Below are 26110 nucleotides of genomic sequence, written 5' to 3'. Positions count from 1 at the left end.
GCAGGCAAATCATGAAAGAGACACGACGCCAGCCGGTGGTTGATATCGCGTTGAACCACTCTATACGTACCCTGTCCCGTACATACCTTTTATGACCCAAACGCTCTGCGTACCCTCTCCCCAGGATTGAGCGTGATCGCGCCCTACGCTGCCTTTATCGGACAACCAGAAGAAGATCTTAAGCCGCGAAGTCATGTCATACACGCAGGATTTCCTTCACAAAATGGATGAAGTCAACAACTAACTTGTTTTTAGTGCGTGATGACCAGACCAGCGACAGCGTGGTCAGCGTGGGTTCTCCTTCAAGTTGACAATATGTCACGTTGGGGATTTTCACGGTGCTCTGTGTTTGCGGCACCAATGTCACCCCCATGCCCATGGAGACCATGCCAATTGCGGTTGAAACATCCTGCGTCAGCTTCACGCCTTGGGGGGTAAATCCGGCCTGAAAACACGCATCCAATGTAGACCACCCTAATCCTACGCCGGGAGGATCTTGCTGAATGAAGAAAGGGTCTGACGAGAGTGAGGCAAGTGGGATCGTGCCGTTTTGAGCCAACCTATGATCCTCAGGCAGCACGGCAATGAGTGGACAGGTAGAAATCGTGCAATACTTTAAGTGTTCATGTTGTGATATGGGCATTCTCACCACGGCGACATCGAGGAGATTATCTACTAGCAGTGCTATTTGGTCACAGACGTTGTGCTCTTCCAAAATTAATTTTACATTCCCAAATTCTTTTTTATAACCTTGTATCAGCACCGACAAAACAGGATCGGTAATAGAGGAACCCACATAGCCTAGTTTGAGGATCCCATGTTCTCCTGCCTGTAAACCTCGCGCTACGTCTTTAACGTTTTTATAGTTTTTAATTAACAACCGTACTGGCTCCAGCAATTGCCTCCCTTCATCTGTCAGGGCGACCTGCCTGTTTGTTCTTTTAAATAGCTGTATTTTAAGTTCACTTTCCATTCCTTTAATATATTGACTTAACGCAGGCTGAGTAATATTCAACTTTTGTGCGGAAATTCCAAAATGCAACTCTTCAGCAAGCACAGAGAACGAGATTAAGTGCCTGTATTCCATACTATTACCCTCTTAAAAAGCGACGATAAAGAACTCTTATCAATCACACGTAAAAGATTATTATCCTTATGCAAACAAAGAATTTACAGTCCAAGTGGATGTTATTAAGCATACAGGCAACCTCTCTCTATAAATATATATTTACCTGTTTCGTTTTTCATTCATTTAACACAAAAGGAAAAACTAATGAATATTAGCCCGAAACCTGTAACAGATTTACGTTCCGCACTGGACTTACTCAGTCAATATGAAAATGAAGTGATTTCCACGGATGAACCGGTTGATCCTATTGCAGAGCTCTCAGGGATATATCGTTATGTTGGGGCGCATGGGACATGTAAGCGGCCAACAAAGCTGGGTCCTGCTATGATATTTAATAATATTAAAGGCTATACCGATATGCGCGTGCTGATAGGGCTGCTTTCCTCCCGCAAACGGGTATCTCGTATGCTGGGCACCACCCCGGAAAAGCTGGCTTTTGCGCTGCGTGATTCAGTGGCTCATCCCATCCCCCCTGTCGTTATTGCGCCGCAGGATGCCAAGTGCCAGGAGGTGGTTCACCTCGCAAGCGATCCGGACTTTGATATTTTAAAACTTCTGCCCGCCCCGACCAATACCCCAGAAGATGCCGGTCCTTATTTCACCTTGGGAATGTGCTACGGGGCTGACCCAGATACCGGTGAGCACGACGTGACCATCCACCGCCTATGTGTACAGAGCAAAGACGAAATCACCATGTATTTTGTACCGGGTCGTCATCTTGATGTCTTCCGTCAGAAATATGAGTCCCGCAATCAACCTATGCCTATCTCCATCAGTATTGGCGTGGATCCGGCGATTGAAATTGCGGCCTGTTTCGAACCGCCAACAACGCCGCTGGGATTCGATGAATTGTCCATCGCCGGTGCACTCCGGGGGCAGGCGGTAGAGCTCTCTCAATGCGTCAGCGTGAACGCCCGCGCGATCGCCAATGCTGAGGTGGTCATTGAAGGTGAATTACTGCCAAATGTCCGCATACGGGAAGACCAGAACACCAATACAGGCAAAGCCATGCCTGAATTCCCGGGGTACACAGGCGAAGCCAAGGCCGAATTGCCGGTCATTAAGGTAAAAGCGATCACCCACCGCCAACACCCTATTTTACAGACCTGCATTGGCCCAAGTGATGAGCATACCAACATGGCGGGGATCCCGACGGAAGCATCCATTCTTTCCATGGTTGAACGTGCACTGCCAGGATTTGTGCAGAACGTCCACTGCCCTTCTCCAGGCACGGGCAAATACCTGGCTGTCATTCAGGTCAAGAAAAGCACCATGAATGATGAGGGTCGCCAGCGCCAGGCTGCATTACTCGCCTTCTCCGCATTTTCAGAGCTCAAACACGTGATCCTGGTGGATGAAGACATTGAGATCTTTGATATGAACGACGTGATGTGGGCGATGACCACACGATATCAGGGTGACGTGAGTACGATTTTCATTCCTGGCGTACGTTGCCATCCACTTGATCCGTCTTCAGATCCGGCCTTCAGTCCTTCCATCAGAGCACATGGCATTGCCTGCAAAGCGATCTTTGACTGTACCGTGCCGTTTGCGATGAAAGGCAGCTTCCACCGTAGCGAGTTTCTTGAAGTGGATGTGGACAGGTTCATTCCGGGCTTTTCAGACAGTAAGGGGGGCTGATGAGGGTCGTTGTCGGCATTAGCGGTGCCTCGGGTTTTCGGTACGGGGTGGAAGTGCTCCGCCTGCTGCGTCAGATGCATGTTGAAAGCCATCTGGTGATTTCCGCTGCCGGGCACATAAATCGGGAGCATGAAACCCCCTTAAGTGAGGAAGACGTCAATGCCCTCGCCGATGTGGTGTACTCCAATACAGACATCGGGTGTGCCATAGCGAGCGGGTCTTTCCAAACGATGGGTATGATCATCGCGCCCTGCTCCATGCACTCGCTGGCGGCGATTGCCAACGGGATCACACCCAACCTGCTGACCAGAGCGGCTGATGTCATTCTGAAAGAAAGACGCAAGTTGGTGCTCATGGTGCGAGAAACGCCCCTTCACATGGGTCATATTCGTAACATGTTACACGTGACAGAGGCGGGGGGGATCATTTTCCCCCCTGTTCCTGCCCTGTATGCCAAACCACAGAGTGTTGACGAAATCATACGCCACAGTGCGGCACGCGCGCTTAGCCTTTTGAATGTTGAGTGCGAGGGCATGCCACGCTGGGGGAAAGATATTTCATTGAGTCAAAAGGATAAAATAATATGATCATCGGTCCCTTTATCAATGGTTCTGCCGTGCTCATCGGAGGGGGGGTAGGCGCAGTACTGGGCACGCGATTACCTGAACGGTTGCGCGTCTCCATGCCTCTCATGTTTGGTGTGGCATCGATGTGCATGGGTGTGATCCTGGTGATGAAAGTCAGTCACATGCCCGTAATGGTGCTTTCCATCATTCTTGGCGCACTGATAGGTGAATTAATTTATCTCGAAAAAGGCATTGCCATTCTGGGCGGAAAGGCACGGGGCATCGCGTCGGTGTTTTCGAAATCGAGCGCAGGCGAATCGGATGAAAAATTTCTGCAAAGCTATGTGGCGATCATCGTGCTGTTTTGTGCCAGCGGAACGGGTATTTTCGGTTCGATGCATGAAGGGATGACCGGTGATGCCAGTGTACTCATTGCAAAATCCTTTCTCGATTTGTTCACCGCCGGTATCTTTGCTACGACCCTGGGTGTAGCGGTGTCGTTAATCTGTGTCCCTCAATTGATCATTCAGTTAGTGCTGGCCTACGGGGCCATCTTTATTCTTCCCTTTACCTCACCGGAAATGCAGGCGGACTTCTCAGCCGTGGGCGGGGTATTGATGGTGGCCACTGGTTTTCGTATTTGCGGCATCAAGGTGTTCCCCGTGGCAAATATGCTGCCCGCTCTGGTTCTTGCGATGCCCATTTCGCATATCTGGAGTAGCGTATTTTAAGCACAACAGGCGGGTCGCCGTCATTGTGCCCTGTTCCTTTTCTAAGGGTGGAGGAGAATTTTTACCCTCACAAACACATCTTGTGTAAGGGGGGTGACGTCACTCGCCAGGAAGCTTTGCCATCAGCAGATAGCGGGCTTCCTGGCGGTTGCTTTCCTAAGCTAGGTAGTGGCGACAAAACGCCGTCAATTCACCACTTTTTTCCCTTCCCGTGCAAGCTTCACCGCGGCCTGAAGCTCGCCCTCTGACGGATAGCCCGGTATGACCGTGATGGTGTTCACATCTCCACCTACCACCGGCATCACGAGTACGGCGGGCGTCCCGCTAAACCCGACCTTGTGTGAGAGTATGTCGTTTCTTTCCAGTACGGCGTCCACGTCCTTCGCTTTCTTAGTGTTGAGCTTCACTTCCGAGCTCACTTTGCGGATATCGGCTGTCGTCAGTTCTCCTTCCGTGTGCCCAATAGCAAACAGGCCATGGTAGTAATCCAGATAGGCATTTTGCCCCTTTTGATACCAGATTTGCAGCCCGGTTCGTGCCGCTTCGACAGAAGCCGGCCAGCGCGCCCCCAATATCGGCCATTCCTTAAACGCGACGCGGACATCAGGGTTAGACTTCATCACTCTGTCGATTTCATAAGACAATCGGTGGCTCCAGACAGACTGATAATCAAAGAATGTCACCACGACCACTTTTGCATCCGCAGGTCCATAGGATGGGGTATCGGGGTCGGCAGTCAGCTCGGTATAATTTTCGAACGCCGCCTGCGCCATCGCCACTTTTCGTTGCGCCGCCTGCTGTGCCTGCAGTGTCTCCCCCGCCTTGACCAGAATTTCAGGGTGCGCAACCAGGTAGTCGGACATGATTTTTTCAATCTCGGCCTGCTGTGAGGCAGTAAATTTGTTCGCTGCAACAGGACATGGTGTCTTCCCTTCAGCCTTTGCGACGTCCTCAGAAGGATAAATCACGGCGCCCGCGGCAGGTGCAGGTGCAGGTGCAGGTGCAGGTGCAGGATGACTGACGTTCTTCTCCGGCGTGACTGAAAGCGGGCTACCCGACGCTGTATGCCGCGGTTATTCATTCCCCTCCAGTAAAACTCTTTACCCTCGGTCAGCTTCGCCATCGTCGTGTTGGTACACAGCGAGGTGCCCGTCCAGCGCACCACGTCACGCATGGATTTCACCTTAAGACCGCACCGCCAGAACTCGCTGTCTTTCATCACAAACACCACCTTGAGCAACTGTGTTGTTTCCATCAGGAATCCCCCCTGCCCGAGCGGCGTCCAGGACGCCACATTCAGCGGGATCCCGCCCTCCAGGGGGCGGCTGGCACTGTCGAGCATTCTGCCCAGCCAGGTGTAATGGGTGGTGATGCCGACATCGCGGCGGTACATTCTCCCCGGTTGCATGAACACAGAACGCGTGCCGGCACCGCGATTAATTGCGCTGCCCGCCCCTTCGGTGACGCCCACGGATTCGGTCACCCTTAGCGTGCTTTCCCGAAAACCGGGTACGGTAAAGAGGGCCCGGCTGTTTCCCCTGACATCCGCCTGACCACTGCCGTCCACGGCGACATTCACTCTTGCTCCTTCACCCTCATCCTCTGGTGTATCAACGCCGACGGTAAAAGCTGAGGATGGCGTGCCATCTCCCCAGCGTCCCCAGTAAAATCCGCCCTGACCGAGCGCCACTGACGAACTGTAATTCCCGCTCGTGCTAAGGGAATGACCACCGTAATCCCGGTTCCAGGCATCGCTTACCGTCAGTGAACCATTTCCCAATTGTCCGCCAGAGCGGGCATAGGCCGATAAGGTAGACGAGTCGGTATTGATCCCACTCACGGCGGCACCGAGTTCGTTTTCTCCGCCTTCATCCAGGTAACGACTGTACGCCATGTTGTATCCCAGCCGGTCCTCGTCGCGTTTGCTATGCTGCCAGCTCGCCCCTAAGGAAGAGGTACTGTGTCTGCCATTGATACCGTTGTTTCCATTAAACGACATGTTCATGCTCAGAAATATCCCCTTGTCCTTGGCGGTGTATCCCGTGTTGTTACGGACGAATGCGTTGAGGTTGCTGTTGATATTGATGCCCGCCACTGAGAAATACCGGCTGACACCGGCCTGCCACGTTTGGCTCCTATAGCGAGAAAAGTAGATCCTGTCCCAAGGTGCGCCGTCACGAACGCCCTCGTCGTCGACGGGCAGCTGGTTACGATAGACATACCGCCCCTGGTTATTTTCCAGGGAGTAGCCTAAGTTGAGATACCACTGATGGACGGGGACGGAGAACGTCAGGCTGGTGCTTTCGCTGCAACCGCTGTAGCTTCCGTAATGCTGACTGTCGCCTGAGCTATCACAGTCCGGGGCCATCATCGCCGAACGATAAAAGCTCAGGGAAAAGCCGTCACTGTAAGTCACTTGCTGCATATTCCCGCGTGAGCCATCACTGCCGTAGAGGAAGCTGGCCCGGGAGGTGAGCAAACCGTCCAGCGGGCCACTGCTGAAACCATGGCTCCAGTCGGCGGCTGCCTCATAATACTGAACGTCTTTTAAGAGGGTGCTGCCAAGTGTCAGTGACAGCCCGGTGGATAGCGGGATCCTGACACCTCCCTGGATGACAGGCGGGTTACCATCGCGTTGATAGCCCTCTTCCGTGTCCAGGCGTCCCCCCTGGAGAAACCACTCAAACGTATTCTGTTGCGGGTCACCCGTCCCGGTATAGGGTACCGTCTGCGTTCTGACCAGCTGGTTACTTTCATAAATCCTGAGCGTGACAGTGTAACTGCCCGTCGGAAAGGCGCGCGTATCGAGTTTCTGCATGCCCGCCTTAAGATAAAAAGAGGACAACAGCTGACCATTGCGGTACGCATCGACACGTGAGTCTGTCGATAAGAAGACCGTGACGGGGGTTCCCCGTGAAACCTGACTTTGGTTAACCCAGGCTTGGGTTGAGCCTGTTCTTAGCCCTTGGATCCGGCCAATAGGCAATAAGCTCAGATTGATATTGCCGCCTGCGTTACTGAAGATGTCACGGGAATCCATGACACCGCCCTGCACGTACATGCGTTTGAGGAAGTCCTGCCGGAAATACGCGTTATTCACCTGCGCATGTTGCTGGCTTTCCGTGCGATAACGCTGCCCCTGCCACAACCAGTCAAGGTTCGCATAGCCATTTTGTGTGACCCCCAGCGTGCCATTACCCTGGACCGAGGCGGACTGAAAGTCCTGGTCAGCGACAAAGTTAAGATTTTGCTGGTGAATAAGGGCCCGGCTGCTTTCAGGGGTAGCCTGATAATATATGTCGGGGATTTGTTCACGAGGAAGATAATGCGCAGGCAGAAAGAGACTGAGCTTTGCATTGTTTTCATCATAAATCACGGCCACCGTTTTGGTAGCGATAAAGTCACACCCTTCGGTTTTCCCGGTCGTCTTGCATGACAAATTGTCATTACGCTTAAGCGGCGCACGAAGGGACATGGCCAGCAGCCTCGCAAGTGCCGGGTCGTTATTATACTTTTCCTTGATGACTGCCATCAGATCGTCCGGTTTCTGGAATGTGACGTTGTCCAGATCGACTTTGAGCTGAAACAATCCCATCGGTTCACCGTATAAGGAAACATCCAGCCACAGCTGCTGCCCCCGAGCCAAATCTTCAAAACCCGGCGGAACGTTTACGCCAGCATGTGCATTGGCCGCTATGCCCGCTAACACCAAAGCGGCTAAGACTGATAAACACGGACCTCTCCTGAAGCTATACATCCCTGTGGTCTCCCAAAAATACAGGCGGAAAGATCCCCGCCTGTATGGATAAAACGTGAAATGGAATAAATTATTACGGCGTTGGAGTGGTCGCCTGGGAGACGATAATGCTGACCAGACCGCTGTACTTGCCTTGTTCTGTCACCACTTCACGCGTGGTCTGGGAGATGACCAGTGGCATGACACGTGAACCATTCGCAATACCGGATGGGAAGGTTGACGCATATTCAAACGTGGTGGCCGTCGTGCCAAGCGGCTTTCCGTCAAGCGAGACGCTGAGCGGAATATTCTTGGTTGCATCTGGAGAAGTCAGAAGCGGATTTGATGCCAATGCCACGGTGAGGTTTTTATCTGTGGAGTTTGACCACAGCTTAATTTGTTTATTGATCGGATCCAGACCGCGCCCTGGCTTATAAAGCATCGGCAGGGTATCTGGCAAAGCCGTACCATCGCCACCGGTAATAGACACTGTCGGGTCAATATCGGCGACAACAGTAATATCGGCCTGGAAGGCATTTGCGGCAAAAGCGGTCAGCATAGCGGCAGAGCAAAGTGCCATTGTTGGCAACATTTTCATGGTATTTTTCCTTAGTAGAGTCGTGCTAATTTCCCTTTCTCCGAAAGGGGGTTATTTCACCTGCGTGGCAGGTAATTCGATTTCCTGGTTGCTATTTTTTATCCAATCAAAATATTTAATCCGATAGGTCTTGCCGGCAGTCAAAATCATTTTTGGCAGATGAACCTCCGTGCCTGGATAAATTGTGGCTTTCAGGGTTTTCCAAACACAGTTATTACCCGAGGTACATGTCCCGAACTCTTTAATAGGTACGCGTACGGTTCCCTCATTAATAATGACGTCAGAGGCAGGCTTATATTTCAAGCTTACCCAGGGGTTGACCGGGGCGACATGAATGAGCGCTCCCCAGACCACACTGACCCCCACATCGGCGGAGCTGTGCACGGGCTCGCTTGTTTGACTATGCCCATCGAAAACCTCTTCTGACACACTTTCGAAATAGACGCGCCAGGTGGCTTCTTTTGTAGGTGGAAAAAGAGAGACCAGTCTGACAATCCGCTCTCCACCGGGTGTCAGGGCCAATTTTTGAGGTGTGACAACCAGGGCACTTTGGTCGGCAACGCCGGCCGGAATTTCCTTTTCATTCTTTGTCCCGGGTTCGGTAATCTTTTTCACCGTGATCCGAATAAACTGAACCTTATCGTCCTGAGACATCACCCTAATTTGTGCAGAACCCGTTTCCCCAACAGCCGTTTCCATCGGATAAACCGTCATGCCTGCGGACGCTGAAAAAGCTGAAATAGAGGCAGCGCCAACGATTAACTTAAGAAGATAACGTATTGATGGAATATTCTTCATTTTTCTATCCATGATTGAAAAAGCTTTAATAGAATATATTACTCAATTAAATAATTAATGAATTTCACACATTCTTCAAAAAAAAGAATGCTTTCCGGAAAAATTAATTAGCCCATACTGATAGGCAAAAATAAAATAATTACAATAAAAAGACAACGCGTGGCCGCATTGATTAAAATCAATGAGTCGATTTTAAAAAACAATATTCAAACACGCATTATAAAGGCGCGTACTTACTCCATCCAACATAAACCATTGGGGTATGCCTCTCTGAATGTCCATTATAGAGAGATGCTTCCCAGCAGATCAATTGTAGGTTTGCTACCCATTACAAGTTATATAACAGTGAAAGTTTTCGAATATTCCGCACGCCCATTTTTTCCATACAGTTATGGTAGTAGCTGTATATTGTTTTAGGCGAAAGACCTAAAGTATAGGCAATCTCATGAGCCTTTAACCCCAATAAATACCCCTTCAGCACAGATCTTTCACGCACAGACAATTTCTCATCACGATATCCTGACTGTCGACGGTTAAAATGCCCCTCACCATTTTCAGCCAGGATCGCTCCCTGCGTATTACGAACGGTATCATTGTCATAAATCACGCTTATTCGGCAGGAAAAGAGTCGAGAAATAAGTTCCTCTCGAATACGTTGCTTGTCTTCCAAAAAAATGACGAGATGGTTTATCTGCAAATCACAAAGTTGAAGAAAAATGAGCAACCAGGAGGCCAGGTCCTGAGCATTGGGTGGACAAAAAATAACAAGCCCATGGCTACTTTTTCGAACCCCCACAATGCCGCGAATTTTATTCTGTTTATCAATGTCACATACATTCAGCAGCCTGCCTTTTTCAAAAGCATAGGTTCCTGCCAGTAAATAAACACCGTAGTTATGAAGGCTACGTCTTCCTATAAAAGTTACTTTCTCGTCCATAAAACCTACATCTCCTGAATGTAATGGATATACCTGCTTTGATTCCATACCTTCACTTTTATAGTTTATCTCTGTGTAAGACTTTTCCCTCTCACACCCAGAAAAGCCAAATCTGTAAGGAGTGGTGCTACGAGGTAAATACCAAAAAGCTAATTCTCATATCACCATTCAATCTTATTCCCTTCACAAACAGACGATAAACCGTATTACTCATTTCGATGTTGAGATACTACAACATGAAATATGAATTGATCAACATAAACGATCGTTATTTGAAATATGATAGGCACAGGCTATCATTATCGATCTATCGATCGATAATGACAATGCGAATGATTATCATTTATTGATCTAGATCAATGAAATATTTATGTGTTTGAATTTTAAGGATTAATTAACAATTATCTAAGTTTTCATATTGAAAAGTCCAGTAAATACATGTTTCAGGCAGGCAGATATTGGCTGGTTTATTGCGCATTCAGCACCCTTTTCCAGCGGCCACTCACGCAGAAGTCGACGAGTGGGGAGGTGATCACTTCGCGTGTTATTAGGTTGTAAAAATGAAAGCAATTTACTCAGGTTTCTTTTGGTGTATGGCAGACAGTGGAGGTAGGCAGGGAATATCAGCAACAGGATGAATAAAATATTTCAACGGTAAAAGAATCAGCACTCTTTTGGTCAAAACAAGATTGTCAATTATCAGCTGGGAGCTGCTTGCTAACCGCTCGAAGTGAGACATAATCCTCCAGGCAATAATTGCTTTTTGGGTATGGCATTGTTGAATACCCCTCATCGTTTGCATATTGAGGGATTCCGTTTTGTCAGGGCTTATGACGATAAAATTATTCAGAAGCTGCTGCGCCTGATGGTTTTTTATAGGATCCGCGGAATGGGCCAATACTTCGGCGTAGCCTATTCTGGCGACAACGTTTCTTGGGTCTAATTGATAGGCAGACGCAAATGCCTCGGATGCAGTGTCAAAATCATTGAGCGCGATGCCCACCTGCCCTAAAGAAATCCAGCAATTTAATTGTGTGGGATGGGTATGTAGACGTTCTTTGAGATCGGTTCTAAGTTCGACCAAATCATCACGTGTCTGCGGTGCTCCCCCAGGGATAATGACCCGATGGAAAGCCGCTGTGGCGTGTGACGCAATCATATTGGTTTTTTTTCTGCTGATCGAACACCCTAACCACAAAATAATGATGACGAAGATAACGACATAACGATAAAACATGGTATCTCCGTGCAAAAAGGAGGGGATGTTTCAAAAAGCCATCACGTTTTATTGATTTTGATATCTCATGTGGCATTTCTCAGCCATAAATCAGTTACTGCATCCAAGAAAAAGTCCTCACCGTGATCCGAAAATTCATGTCTACATTGTTTTAATGAAGTTGTTAAAAAATTACTTTTCTGCGGGCCTGGTTAACTATTTCTGTGGCCTTTGTGTCAAAAAAGTCATCCATTTAAGGGCGGAAATCTCCGCCCCTTCTTCGATGGTTGTGTTCTGATTCACCCACTATCGAAATGGTAGGTTTCAGCAGGGAGTGACAATTTGAGTACTGGCATAAATAAAAAGCATAAGGTCCGTTATTGGTTTTACCGTGTGAATGGTTAACCTCATTATGCGGGTTTGATAGTGCATTTTTATTAACGTGGAACGGTCAAGCCTCCCATCGTCCCTCTTGAAAAGACCACCTGCCAGAGTTGAATATCACGAGCGCGAAAGGCACCGGCGCAGGAGTTTAAATAATAAACAAACATACGTTTAAATCTTTCTGAGTAGTTATCTTCAATGGTATTCCATGACGCTAAAAAACGCTCACACCATGCCATTAATGTTTTATCATAGTCCTGACCGAAATTATGAACGTCCTCCGTCACAAAATGCCGTTCACTTGCCGCGGCAATATGAGCAAGAGAAGGTAAACATCCATTTGGGAAGATATACTTGTTGATCCAGGGATCGACATTGAAATCGGTTTTGTTTGCGCCAATGGTATGCAATAAGAAGATGCCCTCAGGTTTCAAATTTCTGTTTACGACATCGAAATACGTTGCATAGTTTTTAGGCCCCACGTGCTCGAACATCCCGACAGAGACAATGCGGTCGAATTTTCTGTCAAGTTCCCTGTAATCCTGCAAAAGGATTTCAACATCCAGACTGGAGCAACGCGTTTGGGCCATTTTTTGTTGTTCTGCTGATATCGTAATTCCTGTCACTTTGGCGCCATAATGTTCAGCCGCGTATGCGGCAAGCCCACCCCAGCCGCAACCGATATCCAGTAGGCTCATTCCTGGTTTTAGTTTTAACTTTTCACAAATCAGCTTCAATTTGTTCTGCTGGGCCTGGTAGACATTTTCTGCATTCTTCCAATAACCGCAGGAGTATTGCATCCAGGGGTCGAGCATGAGACAGAAAAGATCATTACCGAGATCATAATGTTCTTTACCTACTTTCAACGCCCCTTTTTTGGACTGGAAATTGATGAATCGTGCGCCTGCAACACGAATAATGTCCTTCAAATTTTCAGGCACACGGGATTGCAAATCAGCATTGATGATTTTTGTAAAAAAGACATCTAATTGGGAGCACTCCCACCAGCCATCCATATAGCTTTCACCCAGACCCAGAGAACCTTTTTTTAACACGCGCTTATAAAATTTTGGATTTTTAACATGAATATCGTAGGGTTTATCCCCGTCAATCTCGATACCCGCTTCATTAAGAAGCTCCCGGCAGATTCTTTGCCATTGATTAAAGTCCTTCGGTAAAATCATCTTCTTCTTCATGCGCGTGCCTTTTAATATATTACGTTATACAAAATCATGAATTTCTTTTGCAATTATAGATAAAATCTCGTGAGCGCTGGGTGAGGTGTTGTATTTCCTTTGCGCTGACCCCTTGATGAAGCAATTGGATTATTTTATCTTTATCTTCTGCGATGTTTTTATATCTATCAGGAAAGATCTTTAAACCTTCTCTCTGCCTGGCGGCTTTTTTATCAATGATGGTTGAAAGGCGTTTTAAGTGGATTAACGCCAACTCTCTCTCATACTGGCTAAATGTTTGGCCCAGAGAAATTTCCTGCCAGACTAATATTGCTCGTCGAAATAGCCCTTTCCTCTCCAGCACGCTGGCTTTTTGTTTAAGAATGGATAAGTCATTCATATAGGCAACCTCATAAATTTCACCAAAAAAATTAATTCTAATAATGGCAGTTTTACAAGTATTACATTTAAAAAAGTTAAAACCCGGTTATAGCTTCTCCGTATCAAAAAGCCTGTTTATTCACTTACCACAAAACGCCAACGTATATAATCATAAGACCAGTTAAAGAGTAGTGTGTAGGGAAGAAACACAAATATTAACCCTATTTCAACCATGAAAGCCTTTACTAAAGATAACTGGAGCAGGAACATCGCAACAGGGGTGAGGGAAAGAACAAGTACGAGTTCAAAAATCACGGCATGCAAAATCCTCACGATAAAGCTTCTTTCGAATAAGTAATGTTTTTGAATTGCATCAAAACACTTATTAAACACGTAGTTCCAAACTGTTGCAGTGACCGCAGAGGTCACAGATAGTTTGCCGGATTGTAATATAGACACCTTAAGGAGGCTTGAAAGAAAGAGAGCGATGACAACATTCCCCAGCAATTCAAAAAGAACGGCATGAAAAACCCTCTCGGCTGTACTCTTATTCAATTCCACTTTCATCTTACCCGACTCCAACGTAACGCAAATATCCGGACCAGAACCATTCTTGCTCATCAATGTAATGAATGCACCATCATTTCAATTCTTCCCCGAAGATGCAGCCAGTAATGGATCCCGTTGAAATACTTATGAAGCCTGGCCGCGGATATATCATCGCTGACCTCTCTGTACACAGGATGAAAACGAAGTAAACAGTAAGGAATGTGTTTAACGGGTACATTTAGGGAATTAACTAAACGCATATCCCCCCTTTGCTGCCCCACCGTTATTTTCCGTACCCTACAGACCTCGCCCCGCCCGAGTCCGCAATCTTCCCTGGTGTCACCCACGCTCATGTTGAGCAAGACATCGTCGAGGACTTTGATCTGATCAGAGAAACTATTGCCAGGCGTACAAACGACAAACAGACAGGGTTCAACTGCGAGAGCCGTCATATTTGAAAAAATAGATAACAAAGATATGCCGGCTAAAAGATACTTACTCATTAACAAGCCACATGAAAAACCATTGCCTCAACACACGTTTAAACCATTACAAAATGCTCGCTTATTCATTGCCTTCATTAGCTTGCGGATAACATCGCGGCAAAACCTGCACCTACTGCTGCAGTAAATACGACCGCAGCAACGACCACTGTCGTGGCCACTCCCGTGCCGACAGCGGCGGCAGTTTTCCCTTTCGAGATGTCCTTGCGCTTAAGTGAGGCAAGGTCCGACAAATTAATCACAAGCCCCTTGTCACTGATGAGGGTCTGAGGGGTGGTTTTCTTGACTGTCAGTGTGCCGCTTGATCCGTTTTGCAACTCATATTGCACGACATCCCCGTTGTAAAGTGGCGGATCAATTTTGTAATAGGTATAAGGCGTGGATGTCGGGTTTGAAACCTCCGGCAACTGCTGCTTACTCAGGTGCAGAGCATTATAACTGGAGCAGCCGGACAGGGTCAGAGCGGCGATAATAATAGTTGAATATAACGTCGTGAATTTCATAATATCTCTTACTTAGTAAAAATAAACTTTGTATGTAAATACCCAGAAGCGTAAAAAGATTGCAGAACCCATCACGCACTTAACTTCAAATTTTTTTAGCATCATTTCGGCTAAAGACGACTTCCCACATATTTAACTTCCTGGCCCGCAAAAAACCGGCACAGGAGCATAAATAATAATCAAGCATTCGCTTAAACTTGGGTGAGTAATGATGTCTCAATTCAGGCCAAGCAGTGTTTACTCTTTTTTCCCAGGCCATAAATGTCTTATCATAATCCTCTCCCAAATTAATCCAGTCTTCAATGTGAAGATACAGTTGGGTAGAATGAATGATTTGCTCCCCTGAGGGTAAACATCCTCCTGGAAAGATATACTTGTTAATCCATGGGCCGATATGGTTAACCAACTGACCACTGCCGATACTTTGCAAAAGGAAAAGTCCATCTGGCCTCAGGCAATTAGCGACCCATTCAAAAAAAGTCTGGTAGCTCTTCAGACCGATATTCTGAAGCGTGCCCAGAGCAATAATGCGGTCAAATTGGTCATCAAATGGGTCGCGGAAATCTCCCAACATGATGGTTACATTAAGTCCTTCACATCGTGCTTGAGCTATTTTCTGCTGCTCTGTTGAATCAGTTATCCCTTCCACATAGACGTCATAATGGCGCGCCATGTACTCAGCCGTCCCTCCCCAGCCGCACCCAATATCTAATACACGCATACCCGGCGTTAACTGAAGCTTTTCGCACATCATATCTAATTTGGCCGTTTGAGCTTCGTTTAAGCAAGAGGCCTGACGCCAGCAACCACACGAATACTGCATATAAGAATCGAGCATGACGGCAAAAATATCACCCCCGATTTCATAGTCGTTGTGGCCCCGTTTAAAATTGCTCTCATCAGATCTGATACTTAACAGTTTGGCACTAAAGAACTTCAAAATATCGTGTAAATGCGTGGGCAAAGCTTCGTCTAATTGTCCGGAAAGGAACTTATAGACAAATATATCCAGGCGTTCACATTCCCACCAGCCATCCATATAGCTTTCACCCAACCCCAAAAGACCTTGCTGCATAATGCACTTGAAGAAGCCTGGGTGGCATATTTTGATATCCCAAGGTCGACTACCCTCTATCTGGATATCTGCCTGCTCAAGAAAGGCTTTACCCATGAGATACTGTGAGTCATGCTGACTCTCTTGCGCAATTGAATAAATACCTTTCAAAATTTTTCCGATTATTCAAGAATTTGTTTCTATAAAGGCTGATGCTTTTCTTCGACCATGACATTTCATGCGAATTATTATTATCTATAATCACGGCATATGTATTATTATAAGAGGCCAATCTATATCGATAAGCAGTCTATGAAAGATGTTCTTGGGAAATGAGCAATGAAAACCTTCACAAACCGAAATTGGCTTTCACCAGAGCACTATTCAATGTCTAAGGGACCCCGCCCTGTTCATTTTCGCTCTTATTTAATTGAGTCAAACACCTGTGTGTCACCTCATTTGCATGAATTTGCACAGTTTCATTTTGCGCGGAAGGGGAATATGCGTCTGGAAACTGCTGATAATTGTTGGATTGTTCCCTCACATTACGGTATCTGGATCCCCGCTTATATGGAACATGCCGTATGGGCGATGGATGATGTTTTCCTGGAAAGTTTGGATATTGAAACGGAACTTTTAGACGAGACTATCTCCATGTGCCAGGCGGTCACGATCAGTGATGTGGCAAAAGAGCTGATACACCATGCCTCAGAAACTATTCCTGCGTTGTACGACGAGCATGGCAAAGACGGGAAACTGGTCAGTGTACTACTGGATATCATTTTCAATTTACCACAAGTGGACTTTGTGCTTCCCTGGCCGAAAAATCCTGCCCTGAATGAGATGTGTCGTACCATCCTGGAATCACCCGGCGCAGAACATTACATCGAAATTTGGTCCGCCAAAGTGGGAATGTCCACCCGTAACTTTTCCCGAAAATTTAAAACTGAAACAGGATTATCTTTCAGTCTCTGGAAGCAAAAGATGCGCATTTTTGAGTCAGTGATTATGCTCAAGCAGAATAAAAGTGTTACCACTATTGCCCTTGAAATGGGCTATTCAAGCACAGCCGCCTTTAGCTATTCCTTTAAAACCATATTAGGTGTGGCTCCTACCGAGTACGCAGGGCAGAGTTAAACGTGGTCTGAAAATGACCGGCAGAAACACCAGGGTGGTCAACGCACCCTGGTGACCTACTCGGCAGTCTCTGATATTTAGGACGACATCCCGCTGATATGAAAATACGAAAATGCGCCATAGCCTGGGGCTGAATTCTCCGTCGCTGAGGCTGCAAAAATGCCAATTTTCGCGCCGACCCACTTTCCTGCCGAGGCTGAAAATGGGGGACTGATACCCTTCCACACATCCCTGTCATCTTGCCGGAATGCAAAGTGACAAACTCCGCGTGGAAAAATTTCTGCCTTGAGAAATACCGGCTTAACTTCTTTCAACGTTTCCAATAGGATCCTTTTCTGGCTCAGCACACCCTTATCGCTCATCCATCCGAAATCGAATACCAGCACCCTGGCCTCCTCCTGCTGACATACAGAAACTGCACCATACCTTTCGCCATAGACAATCAAACCACTTTGTTCGCCAGTATGGTGGAAATGCGGTTCAAGACGCGTTATCGCGGTAAAAGCCGGCGCAGAGAACTTTTGCAATAAAAGTTGCGGTGTATCATACAAACCTCGCGGCCCCAGAAGACAGCACGTGAGTTGCAATCCCATGGGGGATGAAACCCTCCAGTTATCTTGCGGATTCGCCTGCCATTGCCACTGCAGGCCATACTCACCCTTTAAGAAGTCATCCGAGGTCTGGGGAATGCAGGGGGTTACGGGTAAATGGATAGCGGGTTTTTGATGAATCATTACCGGCTGCCCGAGCCCTTCACGATTGATATTTTCCCCGATTTCGGGCCATCCATCTTCCCGCCAGCGCATGGGTTGCAGATGCACAATACGCCCCGCATGCGCAGCTTCCTGAAAATGCATAAACCAGCATTCCCCGTTTTTGAGCTCTACCCATCCACCCTGATGCGGACCGTTCACTTTTGAGTTGCCCTGATGCAGCACATCACGTGCCTCATAGGGACCGGTGATGTGACGCGACCGTAATACCGTCTGCCAGCCGCTTTCTACGCCCCCAGCAGGCGCAAAAATGTAATACCACTCATGGCGCCGGTACACTTTGGGGCCTTCAAGTGTCGGGTGCGAGATGGTGCCATCAAAGAGGATCCTGCCTTCATCCAGAAGAGATGTCGCATCGGGAGCCATTTCGCAAAGCTGCAACTGATGTTTGATACCGGAACGGCTGTAGGCGAACGCATGGACCAGCCAGGCGCGGCCATTGTCATCCCAAAACGGACAGGGATCGATCCAACCTTTCACGGCTTTAATACAATGCGGCTCGCTCCACTCTTTCGTCGGATCCTGTGCAAAAGACATAAAAATGCCTTCGTCCGGCATGCTGTAAAATACCCAGAACAGACCGTTATGATAACGAATGCTGGGTGCCCAAATCCCTTTACCCGGCTGAACCTGGTCGTAGTGCACATTATTGATTCGTGGCACGACGTGATTCACAAGGGTCCAATTGACCAGGTCTTTAGAATGCAGGACCGGTAGCCCCGGAATATGGTTAAAACTGGAGGCCACCATGTACACATCGTTCTCCACACAAACAATATCCGGGTCTGAATAGTCTGCATACAGAACAGGGTTCTGGTATAACCCCTCGCCGCAGTCCGGTACCCATCCGGATGTGCTGATTAGTTCCATACAGTTTTCCTCCTTCATTTAACGGCCATCACTGGTGCAAGACCTCCGGCGTTGTTTTCTTGCTCACGGCTGATTTCTGCACTTCGAGAAGCCAAATCGGTTTGAATTTTCTTCATGGTCGTATCATCAAGTTTGTAGAAACGTGCAAGGAAATAGAGGATCAGATACGAAATGGAAGGGCCGACCGTCAGCAGGCCAATGATGCCTGTCGTCGCCAGCGCGGTTTGTGTTTCCGCCCCGGCATGATAGCCAAACCAGCCGAGTGAGAACCCGACAAAAGCGCCAGCAAAGGCCATGCCCAGTTTTAATGCGAACAAGTTGCCTGAAAATGAGAGGCCCGTGATACGTCTTCCCGTTTTCCATTCACCATAGTCTGCCGCATTAGCCATCATGTTCCATTTAAAGGGCTGATACATTTGGTGTAAAAAACCAATGATGAAGTACAGGGGGAAAATCACGGGAAGAAATTTTGGTGGTACAAAGAACATCACACCTCCTGCCACGACCAGCAACAGGTTAATACTTTTAAACATCCCCAACGTGCTGAAACGTTTGGCAAAATAGCCTGCCGCCATCGCCCCAAAAATCGTCCCGACGACGCTGGTGGTGATAAAGGTACTTTTCATCGCTGTGCCACTCACCACGCTTTGCCCCTTATCCAGCATCAGGTACGTTGCGTAATACAGCGTTGCAGAACTGCGCATTACACCCGCCATGCTGGAGAAAAAGGTAATAATCGCAACGATGCGCCACTGGTCATTCCCCAGCAGATTTTTCAGGTCACTGAGTACCGACGCCTCGCGGGTATCTTCAGCAGTAATTCGCTCTTTGGTGAAACAAAAACAAAACACCAGCATGCATATGGCGATGGCCCCCATCACCGCCATTGTGGCCTGATAACCGGCCTGGAGGTTTTCTTTACCAAAATAGTCCACCAGCCACAGTGTCCCGACAGAGACCAGTAATCCTGCCAGTGATGAAATGGTAAAACGATACGATTGTGCCGACAGTCGGTCTTTATCATCACTCGTGATGACGCCGCCCAGGGCGCAGTAAGGAATATTGATAAAGGTGTAACACAGCATGAGCAGCGAATAGGTAATATAGGCGTAAAGCAGCTTGCCGGAGTGCCCGAAGTCAGGCGTGGTAAAGGTCATGACCGCCAATACTGCATAAGGGATGGCAAACCAAATCAGCCAGGGGCGAAAATGTCCCCATCGTGTTTTCACGCGATCGGCAACGATCCCGGTTAGCGGATCGCTGACCGCATCAAGAATGCGCGTCACCAGAAACATGACCCCGACGGCGGCGGCAGAAATTCCGTAAATGTCGGTATAAAAGTAAGTAAGAAACATCGTGACGGAAGAATAAACGATGCCGCATGCGGCATCCCCCATACCAAAACCCAGTTTTTCGATAAAAGTCAATTTCTTAACGTCAGCCATACTCTGACTCCATACCATTAGGTAGAACAGCTTTTCGGAATTGGTATATTAACTTTTGGCGAGTGCGTAAAATTTAACCATATTTGATTTGTGGTTTATGAAATTTTACAACTGGGAGGCCAGTCACAATGAGGGGAAGTGAAGGAATGACGACGTGTTGGGGTCAGGTCTACTGCATGTCTTAAGATATCCGACGCCTGGAGGGACTCTTTCAGTCACGCCTTTGCAGCCATCGATCTAACCTGCGAAAAACCCGGCGTATTCGGGCATAATTTCATTATCTTGTAATTTAAAATGATAGGGACAGATATGTCGAAAATGGATGATTTTATAAACAAATTCAATATTCAACCCCAGGGGAAAATCGTTTTCCAGGTAACCGATGAGTATGGGGACATCATCGTCGCAGACACAGACGATTATCGGATCCTGCGGTTTGAAGGCATTAATGAACAGAGCAAAATGTCCAAACAAGACGTTAACGTGCCTGTCCATAATTACAGTAAGGCCATGCTGATGGCGACGGCTTTTACGCCTGCGCAGACCGTCCTTCTCCTCGGGCTTGGCGGCGGTGCTTTACTGCGAGCACTTTATTTTCTTAATGAGCAACTCGCCTTCGACGCGGTGGAGTTGAGACCGCGAGTGTTATCCGTGGCACGTGACTGGTTTACGTTGCCCGAGTCGGGAAAAATCGCTTATCACCTTGAAGATGCAGAACATTATTTACGCCGACAACATCTGCCTCGCTACGACCTTATTTTCTCAGATTTGTATTCAGCCTTTTCGATGGAACCTCGTCAGGGCACTGAAACTTTTCTGAGATTGTGTCTGAATAAGCTCAGTGATCAGGGCTGGCTGGTCCTGAATTATTACGAAATCCCCAAGGTTGGAAGTGTAATGTATTGCGCATTGCGCGAAGTATTTGATGAGGTACTTTATTGCCGCGTGCCGAGTGGAAATGTCGTCATATATGCAGCCCAACAACCTCACCCGCAAACGGTAAGCGAAAGAAGAGTTGAGGCAAAATCGCTGTTATCCCGTCTTGGCTGTGTTACCGAGTCGGATGACCTTTCCCTAAACATCACCTCTCTCTTCGAATCGTTGCCTCGTGATGGTTCTTCATTCGACTCAGTCCGATTAAATTGAGGGGCGCAGGTTTCGGTTTGACAACATGTCCTTAAGGTTCAGGATTGAGGGACGTTTTTAGAAGATGATATAACCCGTTAAGCTGCTGAAAATCCACACTGACCGAAGCACAACCTGACAAACGATGTGCTGTCGCCATCTTGTCACCATGAAACTTTTCAGCCCCTTCTTGTTTCAACTATTTCGTGCCCAAATCATGGAAATGGGGGAAATTAGAAATAAGGGAAAGTGGCGGACGCATTAGGCAATAATGAAGAAACAGGACCTTCAATCATCCGGTTTTATGCATTTCGATGATCAGCCATCGTTTTCACCTATCACTTCGCTACGTGACAAGCCCTGAGCATATAAAGGTCAAACAGAAGGGAAACGCAGAGGTAAATGATGCGGGAAATGACTAAAGCGAAAAAATGGCACAGGAAGTGTCAGATAGCACATGCTAACTGCTGAAGCAAAGACTCCCCTTTTACGGTTCTCAACCCGCAACTTACGCAAAAATACCGATTTCCGTCCGCGCGCGAGATGTGACTATTTTACTGCTCGTAGCTGAGTGCAGAAAGGACAGTTGCACCCGGGTACGGGTGTGGCTGCACATGTCCCCAAGGGACTTAACTGAGAGTCCGCATGTTTTACACTATAGAATTCGCTGGTGATACGGTCTTCAACATTTCTGACTTGAGCAGAAGACAATGTTGAATCCTGAGTAATCCGGGACTGGAAGGCATGGGCATTAAGCGAACCTAAAGCCACTGATGCAGCAATGATGTGAGACACTTTCATAAGACCGCCTCCTTTAACCGAACACTTCAACAAAGGGTTTAAGCTCAAGATACTGCACTAAAAGCGAACAAAATGTAAGGGGCCACCCTGCCATATTGAAGGGTTAAGCTCGCGCTTATCGTACCCAGTTCCCAAAATGCCTTTGCTGCCTACCCTTAGAAGTGAAATTGTCCATTCCGTCTTGCACCACCACCAGATACCCGTCACCGCCGGCATTCCCCGAAGCGAAGTCAGGGGCATCTCACTGGTGTTAAAGATATTTCGTGATCGTTTTAAATTCACTCAGCGCGCCATCCTGTTCGGGATGATCGGTATGGAGCACTGTTTCAAGACAGTGGTCCAGATGATCATGTATTAATGTACGTTTCGCATTCGTTATCGCTTTTTCTACGGCATGCAACTGTTGGGCAATGTCCAAACAGGGTTTTTCATCCTCGAGCATTTGAATGGTGCTTTTCAGATGGCCTGCGGCACGCTTAAGTCGTTTAATGATATCGGGGTGGGACGTATGTACAGTCATACGGGATCCTGTTTGGTCTGAGAGATTAAGGGTTTTATTTCAATGACTTTGGCCATGACGTATGTTCATCATCAATGACAAAGTTATGTTCATGAAACTTTTGCTGGTGGGTTTCGGGGTCTCTATGGCTGTGTAATTGCGAGGCAATTTCATGCTCTGGTCGCCAAATGATAACCGCAATAAGTAGTGAAGTAACGGCGACCAGGGATAATGCAATAAATGAAGCCTGGATACTAAATTCGGCCCCAATCCATCCGGCCAGCGGATATGTCAGCAGCCAGCACGAGTGTGATAATGCGAACTGGGCTGCAAATAACGCCGGCCGGTCTTCCGAAGTGGAAGAGCGCCGTAAAAGACGTCCGCTGGGTGTCTGAGATAAGGAATAGCCCACGCCCAGCAAAAACCAAAGAGCAAGAAGCATCGTGTAGCTAGTGAGTAAGACACCTAATCCAAGTCCCGCCACCAGGATGACTGTCCCCACCAGCATAGGTGTTCGGTCACTCATATTATCGAGTAAGCGTGGTAACAGTAATGCCGCGATAATTGAACCCAGGCCAAAAACGGCCAGCGCGATCGCCGTTGAACGCTGTGTAAGGCCGAAATCTGCTTGAATCAGTACGACGGTGTTAACAATGACCATGGCGCTCGCTGCTGCAACCGCCATATTCAGCGCCAATAATCCCCGTAATCGTGGCGTTTTAAGGAAAATGCGCATGCCCCGGGTCGTTCTCTCGTAAATACATCGTTTCACAGCTGACACCTGCATTCTGGGCAACGTGACTGAGACAACAAGGGCGGCAGATGCGAGGAAGCCAATGGCGGTTCCCGCAAACAGATTATGAAAGCTCATGAGGGTCAATAGTGCGGCGGCAAGCATGGGACTGATGACACTTTCCAGATCATAGGCGAGACGGGATAGTGAGAGCGCCTGCGTGTACTCACGTTCATTTGGCAAAATGTCTGGAATGGTGGCCTGAAAGGTCGGTGTAAATGCTGCCGATGCCGACTGAAGAATAAAAATCAGAATATAGATTTCCCAGATCTGAGTGACAAAAGGCAGTGAAATTGCGACCGCGGCTCGAATCAAGTCTAACGTGACCAGCAAGGTGCGGCGGGGAAATTTGTCCACAAAAGCGGCGGAGATGGGCGCAACCAAAATATAAGCACTCATTTTGATTGCCAGGGCAGTTCCCAATACGGCGCCCGCTCTTTCTCCTGCCAGATTGTAAGCTAATAACCCCAATGCGACAGTAGCTAACCCCGTGCCGATAAGGGCGATAACCTGTGCCAGAAACAGGTGACGATACACACGATGATAAAGAATACTTAGCATGCGTTTTCCTCAATTATGAGCAGACAACATCCCCCCTGGGGGGATATGAAAAGCATAAGGAAGGGGAAAGACTCTGGCAAGCGATATCCTAAGGGGGAGGATAGGAAGCTGATTTCATATGTCCGGATAATGCGCATCACGAAGGATATTCTTAACATTTAGCGAGACCACTGTTCAGTGAGGAGGCCAGGTAACAGGGGTTGGTTAGATACCCCCCAACGTTCAATAATCATACTGATATGACCGACTCATTAGCTGCATTTTCATGCTCTCAAAGCTTACGTCGCTTAATATGTCTCTTAATAGATACACTTTGGCAGCTTCTCACCATACTTCATGAACGTTATTTGTAATACTCAACACAAATACGCGCCCATTTATAAAATGGACTTATTAAAATGAGATGCGCAACCTATTAATTAGAACGAATATCGGAGAGCGCAATCAGTAAATATTTTATACTTGTCCTGATGGGAGTTTCTAATTATTAACTTATTTATAACAGGTAACTCAAAACAACCCAAAACTGATATTGCTAACATGATACCTATAGATAAAAAAGACACTTAAACATCATTTTTCTTGATATCCGAAAAGACAGCGGGCATCAGACATGAATCAAAAGCTATTGATAATCCCAAATTTTCTCTTAAAAGATGGCGAGCACTCTCGTCAGAAGAATATATTCTGGCTACAGAGCGTGTTGGGTCGTCTCGTTTTTATATCTAGAAAATGAATTAATTATTTGAGGACTTTATATGACACAACAACTTTTTACCTCGGAGTCAGTATCAGAGGGACATCCCGATAAAATAGCAGATCAGGTATCTGATGCTATTCTCGATGCGATTATTGCGCAGGATCCCAAAGCGCATGTCGCCTGCGAGACGATGATAAAAACAGGTATGGTGTTAGTAGGAGGGGAAATTACCACCGACACCTGGGTTGATATTGAAAGTATTGTACGTCGAACCATCAATAATATTGGTTATAACCATTCCGATACAGGGTTTGATGCAAATACTTGTGCCGTCTTAAACGCCATTGGGAAACAGTCACCGGATATCAACCAAGGCATAAATCATGACAATGCCAGGAATCAAGGGGCTGGAGATCAAGGCCTGATGTTCGGTTATGCCTCTAATGAGACGGATGTGCTCATGCCTGCTCCTATTACCTACGCCCATCGACTAATGGCCCGCCAGGCGCAGGTCCGTAAAAGTGGTGTTTTACCTTGGTTAAGACCGGATGCAAAAAGCCAGGTCACCTTTGTTTATGAAAACGGAAAGATCGTAGGTATTGATACCGTGGTTATCTCCACCCAACACAATGAAAGTATTTCTCAGCCCGACCTGCACGAAGGCGTAATGGAAGAAATCATCAAACCTGTGTTGCCAGAGGAATGGCTTACCCGAAGTACCAAGTACTTTATAAATCCCACCGGGCGATTTGTCATAGGGGGACCGATGGGAGATTGCGGTCTGACCGGGCGTAAAATCATTGTGGATACTTATGGTGGCATGGCCCGTCATGGCGGTGGAGCATTCTCCGGAAAAGATCCTTCAAAAGTAGACAGGTCAGCGGCTTACGTGGCGCGCTATGTGGCGAAAAATATTGTTGCCGCGGGCCTTGCCGACCGCTGTGAAATTCAGATTTCTTATGCGATAGGCGTTGCTGAACCCACCTCCATTATGGTGGAAACCTTTGGCACAGGAAAATTGGACGATGAGAAGCTCATCATGCTGATTCGTGAATTCTTCGATTTACGCCCCTATGGATTGATCCGCGCCTTGAACCTGTTACGTCCTATTTATCAACAAACAGCGGCATACGGACATTTTGGACGGGACATCTTCAGTTGGGAACAGACAGACAAAGCCGAGTTATTACGTTGTTTCTTATGAAGAAAATGGCACGCGATATTGAGTTGCGTTTCTGTGCCCTGAAGTCCTTAGCACACCGCGAGTAAAGACCGCAGGGCATTAAGATCTAACAAACTCTAACAAACATTGTCAGGTGATGGGGAGTTACAGGAAGAAAAGCGATTCATTCACCCTCCCTACCTAGTACTCCCCTACCGTTCAGCGTCAACACGTTTTGAGGGTTAATAATCGCGTCAGTGCAGTGGCAATATTTATTCATTAAAGAAATTGCAGCGCTGGGCTGATTTCTGAGTATCGGGATGGGGTTACGTCGGCTAAGGCG

The 26110-nt window shown here is 47.4% G+C and carries 22 protein-coding genes; 6 read left to right on the top strand and 16 right to left on the bottom strand.

What is annotated here, in order from left to right; all coding sequences use genetic code 11:
* Nucleotides 1–196: 196 nt before the first annotated feature.
* Entirely contained in the window at nt 197–1087 is an 891-nt protein-coding gene (locus D5398_RS17050; protein ID WP_120508687.1) for a LysR substrate-binding domain-containing protein, read from the bottom strand.
* 186 nt (nt 1088–1273) lie between these two features.
* Here D5398_RS17050 and D5398_RS17045 point away from each other — a divergent pair, with 186 nt between their 5' ends.
* From D5398_RS17045 to D5398_RS17035, 3 genes are read left to right on the top strand one after another with little or no spacing between them, the layout of a single operon-like run.
* Nucleotides 1274–2770, top strand: a complete 1497-nt coding sequence (locus D5398_RS17045; RefSeq protein WP_120508686.1) for a UbiD family decarboxylase — start codon at nt 1274–1276, stop codon at nt 2768–2770.
* A complete protein-coding gene (locus D5398_RS17040) occupies nt 2770–3357 on the top strand; it encodes a UbiX family flavin prenyltransferase (protein ID WP_120508685.1) in 588 nt (195 codons plus the stop codon). Before D5398_RS17045 ends, D5398_RS17040 begins: the two co-directional genes overlap by 1 nt.
* A complete protein-coding gene (locus D5398_RS17035) occupies nt 3354–4067 on the top strand; it encodes a DUF554 domain-containing protein (RefSeq protein ID WP_120508684.1) in 714 nt (237 codons plus the stop codon). The genes D5398_RS17040 and D5398_RS17035 overlap by 4 nt, the downstream gene beginning before the upstream one ends.
* Nucleotides 4068–4252: 185 nt before the next feature.
* Here D5398_RS17035 and D5398_RS17030 read toward each other — a convergent pair whose 3' ends face one another.
* The 11 genes from D5398_RS17030 to cfa (D5398_RS16975) form a co-directional block, all read right to left on the bottom strand.
* On the bottom strand, nt 4253–5035 hold the full coding sequence (locus D5398_RS17030; protein WP_120508683.1) for a DsbA family protein: 783 nt from the start codon (nt 5033–5035) through the stop codon (nt 4253–4255).
* Nucleotides 5032–7776, bottom strand: a complete 2745-nt coding sequence (locus tag D5398_RS17025) for a TcfC E-set like domain-containing protein (RefSeq protein ID WP_162940781.1) — start codon at nt 7774–7776, stop codon at nt 5032–5034. The genes D5398_RS17030 and D5398_RS17025 overlap by 4 nt, the downstream gene beginning before the upstream one ends.
* A gap of 121 nt (nt 7777–7897) precedes the next feature.
* Nucleotides 7898–8401: a CS1 type fimbrial major subunit gene (locus tag D5398_RS17020; RefSeq protein ID WP_244216779.1), complete on the bottom strand. Its 504-nt coding sequence runs from the start codon at nt 8399–8401 to the stop codon at nt 7898–7900.
* 51 nt (nt 8402–8452) lie between these two features.
* A complete protein-coding gene (locus D5398_RS17015) occupies nt 8453–9199 on the bottom strand; it encodes a fimbrial protein (protein ID WP_120508681.1) in 747 nt (248 codons plus the stop codon).
* A 328-nt stretch (nt 9200–9527) separates the two neighbouring features.
* Nucleotides 9528–10136 carry a helix-turn-helix domain-containing protein gene (locus tag D5398_RS17010; protein ID WP_162940780.1) on the bottom strand — a complete coding sequence of 203 codons (609 nt, stop codon included), beginning with the start codon at nt 10134–10136 and terminating at the stop codon, nt 9528–9530.
* Nucleotides 10137–10707: 571 nt separating this feature from the next.
* On the bottom strand, nt 10708–11373 hold the full coding sequence (locus tag D5398_RS17005) for a tetratricopeptide repeat protein (RefSeq protein WP_120508679.1): 666 nt from the start codon (nt 11371–11373) through the stop codon (nt 10708–10710).
* Nucleotides 11374–11789: 416 nt separating this feature from the next.
* Nucleotides 11790–12932 carry a cyclopropane fatty acyl phospholipid synthase gene (cfa, locus tag D5398_RS17000; protein WP_120508678.1) on the bottom strand — a complete coding sequence of 381 codons (1143 nt, stop codon included), beginning with the start codon at nt 12930–12932 and terminating at the stop codon, nt 11790–11792.
* A 34-nt stretch (nt 12933–12966) separates the two neighbouring features.
* The gene (locus D5398_RS16995; RefSeq protein ID WP_119823167.1) at nt 12967–13311 is read right to left on the bottom strand and encodes a hypothetical protein; all 345 of its coding nucleotides are present in this window, start codon (nt 13309–13311) and stop codon (nt 12967–12969) included.
* Nucleotides 13312–13427: 116 nt separating this feature from the next.
* Nucleotides 13428–13859, bottom strand: a complete 432-nt coding sequence (locus tag D5398_RS16990) for a PACE efflux transporter (protein WP_120508719.1) — start codon at nt 13857–13859, stop codon at nt 13428–13430.
* A 562-nt stretch (nt 13860–14421) separates the two neighbouring features.
* Nucleotides 14422–14847 (bottom strand): hypothetical protein, encoded by a 426-nt coding sequence (locus D5398_RS16980; RefSeq protein ID WP_120508676.1) that lies wholly within the window; start codon nt 14845–14847, stop codon nt 14422–14424.
* A gap of 85 nt (nt 14848–14932) precedes the next feature.
* Entirely contained in the window at nt 14933–16072 is a 1140-nt protein-coding gene (gene cfa / locus D5398_RS16975; protein ID WP_238485433.1) for a cyclopropane fatty acyl phospholipid synthase, read from the bottom strand.
* A gap of 168 nt (nt 16073–16240) precedes the next feature.
* On the opposite strand from cfa (D5398_RS16975), the gene D5398_RS16970 reads away from it, so the two are divergent.
* On the top strand, nt 16241–17038 hold the full coding sequence (locus tag D5398_RS16970; RefSeq protein WP_120508674.1) for a helix-turn-helix domain-containing protein: 798 nt from the start codon (nt 16241–16243) through the stop codon (nt 17036–17038).
* A 77-nt stretch (nt 17039–17115) separates the two neighbouring features.
* On the opposite strand, the gene D5398_RS16965 is transcribed toward D5398_RS16970, so the two are convergent.
* Nucleotides 17116–18681 carry a glycoside hydrolase family 43 protein gene (locus tag D5398_RS16965; protein ID WP_120508673.1) on the bottom strand — a complete coding sequence of 522 codons (1566 nt, stop codon included), beginning with the start codon at nt 18679–18681 and terminating at the stop codon, nt 17116–17118.
* A gap of 14 nt (nt 18682–18695) precedes the next feature.
* A complete protein-coding gene (locus D5398_RS16960) occupies nt 18696–20126 on the bottom strand; it encodes a glycoside-pentoside-hexuronide (GPH):cation symporter (protein WP_120508672.1) in 1431 nt (476 codons plus the stop codon).
* A gap of 309 nt (nt 20127–20435) precedes the next feature.
* Here D5398_RS16960 and D5398_RS16955 point away from each other — a divergent pair, with 309 nt between their 5' ends.
* Nucleotides 20436–21272 carry a spermidine synthase gene (locus tag D5398_RS16955; protein WP_167467217.1) on the top strand — a complete coding sequence of 279 codons (837 nt, stop codon included), beginning with the start codon at nt 20436–20438 and terminating at the stop codon, nt 21270–21272.
* Between the two features lie 1030 nt (nt 21273–22302).
* On the opposite strand, the gene D5398_RS16945 is transcribed toward D5398_RS16955, so the two are convergent.
* Nucleotides 22303–22572 carry a metal-sensing transcriptional repressor gene (locus D5398_RS16945; protein ID WP_120508670.1) on the bottom strand — a complete coding sequence of 90 codons (270 nt, stop codon included), beginning with the start codon at nt 22570–22572 and terminating at the stop codon, nt 22303–22305.
* 34 nt (nt 22573–22606) lie between these two features.
* Complete coding sequence (locus D5398_RS16940) at nt 22607–23905, bottom strand: MFS transporter (protein ID WP_120508669.1); 1299 nt, start codon at nt 23903–23905, stop codon at nt 22607–22609.
* A 758-nt stretch (nt 23906–24663) separates the two neighbouring features.
* On the opposite strand from D5398_RS16940, the gene metK reads away from it, so the two are divergent.
* Nucleotides 24664–25809 (top strand): methionine adenosyltransferase, encoded by a 1146-nt coding sequence (metK, locus tag D5398_RS16935; RefSeq protein ID WP_120508668.1) that lies wholly within the window; start codon nt 24664–24666, stop codon nt 25807–25809.
* The last annotated feature ends 301 nt before the right edge of the window (nt 25810–26110 follow it).

The sequence above is a fragment of the Rahnella bruchi genome (assembly GCF_003614975.1).
Lineage (GTDB): Bacteria > Pseudomonadota > Gammaproteobacteria > Enterobacterales > Enterobacteriaceae > Rahnella > Rahnella bruchi.
Note: the sequence above shows the minus strand (reverse complement) of the source record. Positions and strands in the feature narration are given on the sequence as shown.

Excerpts from the sequence above, each read along its gene's own strand:
- D5398_RS16945 (WP_120508670.1), bottom strand. The coding sequence starts at position 22,572 with ATGACTGTACATACGTCCCACCCCGATATCATTAAACGACTTAAGCGT.
- D5398_RS17035 (WP_120508684.1), top strand. The coding sequence starts at position 3,354 with ATGATCATCGGTCCCTTTATCAATGGTTCTGCCGTGCTCATCGGAGGG.
- D5398_RS17050 (WP_120508687.1), bottom strand. The coding sequence starts at position 1,087 with ATGGAATACAGGCACTTAATCTCGTTCTCTGTGCTTGCTGAAGAGTTG.
- D5398_RS17045 (WP_120508686.1), top strand. The coding sequence starts at position 1,274 with ATGAATATTAGCCCGAAACCTGTAACAGATTTACGTTCCGCACTGGAC.
- D5398_RS17040 (WP_120508685.1), top strand. The coding sequence starts at position 2,770 with ATGAGGGTCGTTGTCGGCATTAGCGGTGCCTCGGGTTTTCGGTACGGG.
- D5398_RS17010 (WP_162940780.1), bottom strand. The coding sequence starts at position 10,136 with ATGGACGAGAAAGTAACTTTTATAGGAAGACGTAGCCTTCATAACTAC.
- D5398_RS17015 (WP_120508681.1), bottom strand. The coding sequence starts at position 9,199 with ATGAAGAATATTCCATCAATACGTTATCTTCTTAAGTTAATCGTTGGC.
- D5398_RS17005 (WP_120508679.1), bottom strand. The coding sequence starts at position 11,373 with ATGTTTTATCGTTATGTCGTTATCTTCGTCATCATTATTTTGTGGTTA.
- D5398_RS16960 (WP_120508672.1), bottom strand. The coding sequence starts at position 20,126 with ATGGCTGACGTTAAGAAATTGACTTTTATCGAAAAACTGGGTTTTGGT.
- D5398_RS17020 (WP_244216779.1), bottom strand. The coding sequence starts at position 8,401 with ATGAAAATGTTGCCAACAATGGCACTTTGCTCTGCCGCTATGCTGACC.
- D5398_RS16940 (WP_120508669.1), bottom strand. The coding sequence starts at position 23,905 with ATGCTAAGTATTCTTTATCATCGTGTGTATCGTCACCTGTTTCTGGCA.
- D5398_RS16995 (WP_119823167.1), bottom strand. The coding sequence starts at position 13,311 with ATGAATGACTTATCCATTCTTAAACAAAAAGCCAGCGTGCTGGAGAGG.
- D5398_RS16980 (WP_120508676.1), bottom strand. The coding sequence starts at position 14,847 with ATGAAATTCACGACGTTATATTCAACTATTATTATCGCCGCTCTGACC.
- D5398_RS16965 (WP_120508673.1), bottom strand. The coding sequence starts at position 18,681 with ATGGAACTAATCAGCACATCCGGATGGGTACCGGACTGCGGCGAGGGG.
- D5398_RS16970 (WP_120508674.1), top strand. The coding sequence starts at position 16,241 with ATGAAAACCTTCACAAACCGAAATTGGCTTTCACCAGAGCACTATTCA.
- cfa (WP_120508678.1), bottom strand. The coding sequence starts at position 12,932 with ATGAAGAAGAAGATGATTTTACCGAAGGACTTTAATCAATGGCAAAGA.
- metK (WP_120508668.1), top strand. The coding sequence starts at position 24,664 with ATGACACAACAACTTTTTACCTCGGAGTCAGTATCAGAGGGACATCCC.
- D5398_RS16955 (WP_167467217.1), top strand. The coding sequence starts at position 20,436 with ATGTCGAAAATGGATGATTTTATAAACAAATTCAATATTCAACCCCAG.
- D5398_RS16990 (WP_120508719.1), bottom strand. The coding sequence starts at position 13,859 with ATGAAAGTGGAATTGAATAAGAGTACAGCCGAGAGGGTTTTTCATGCC.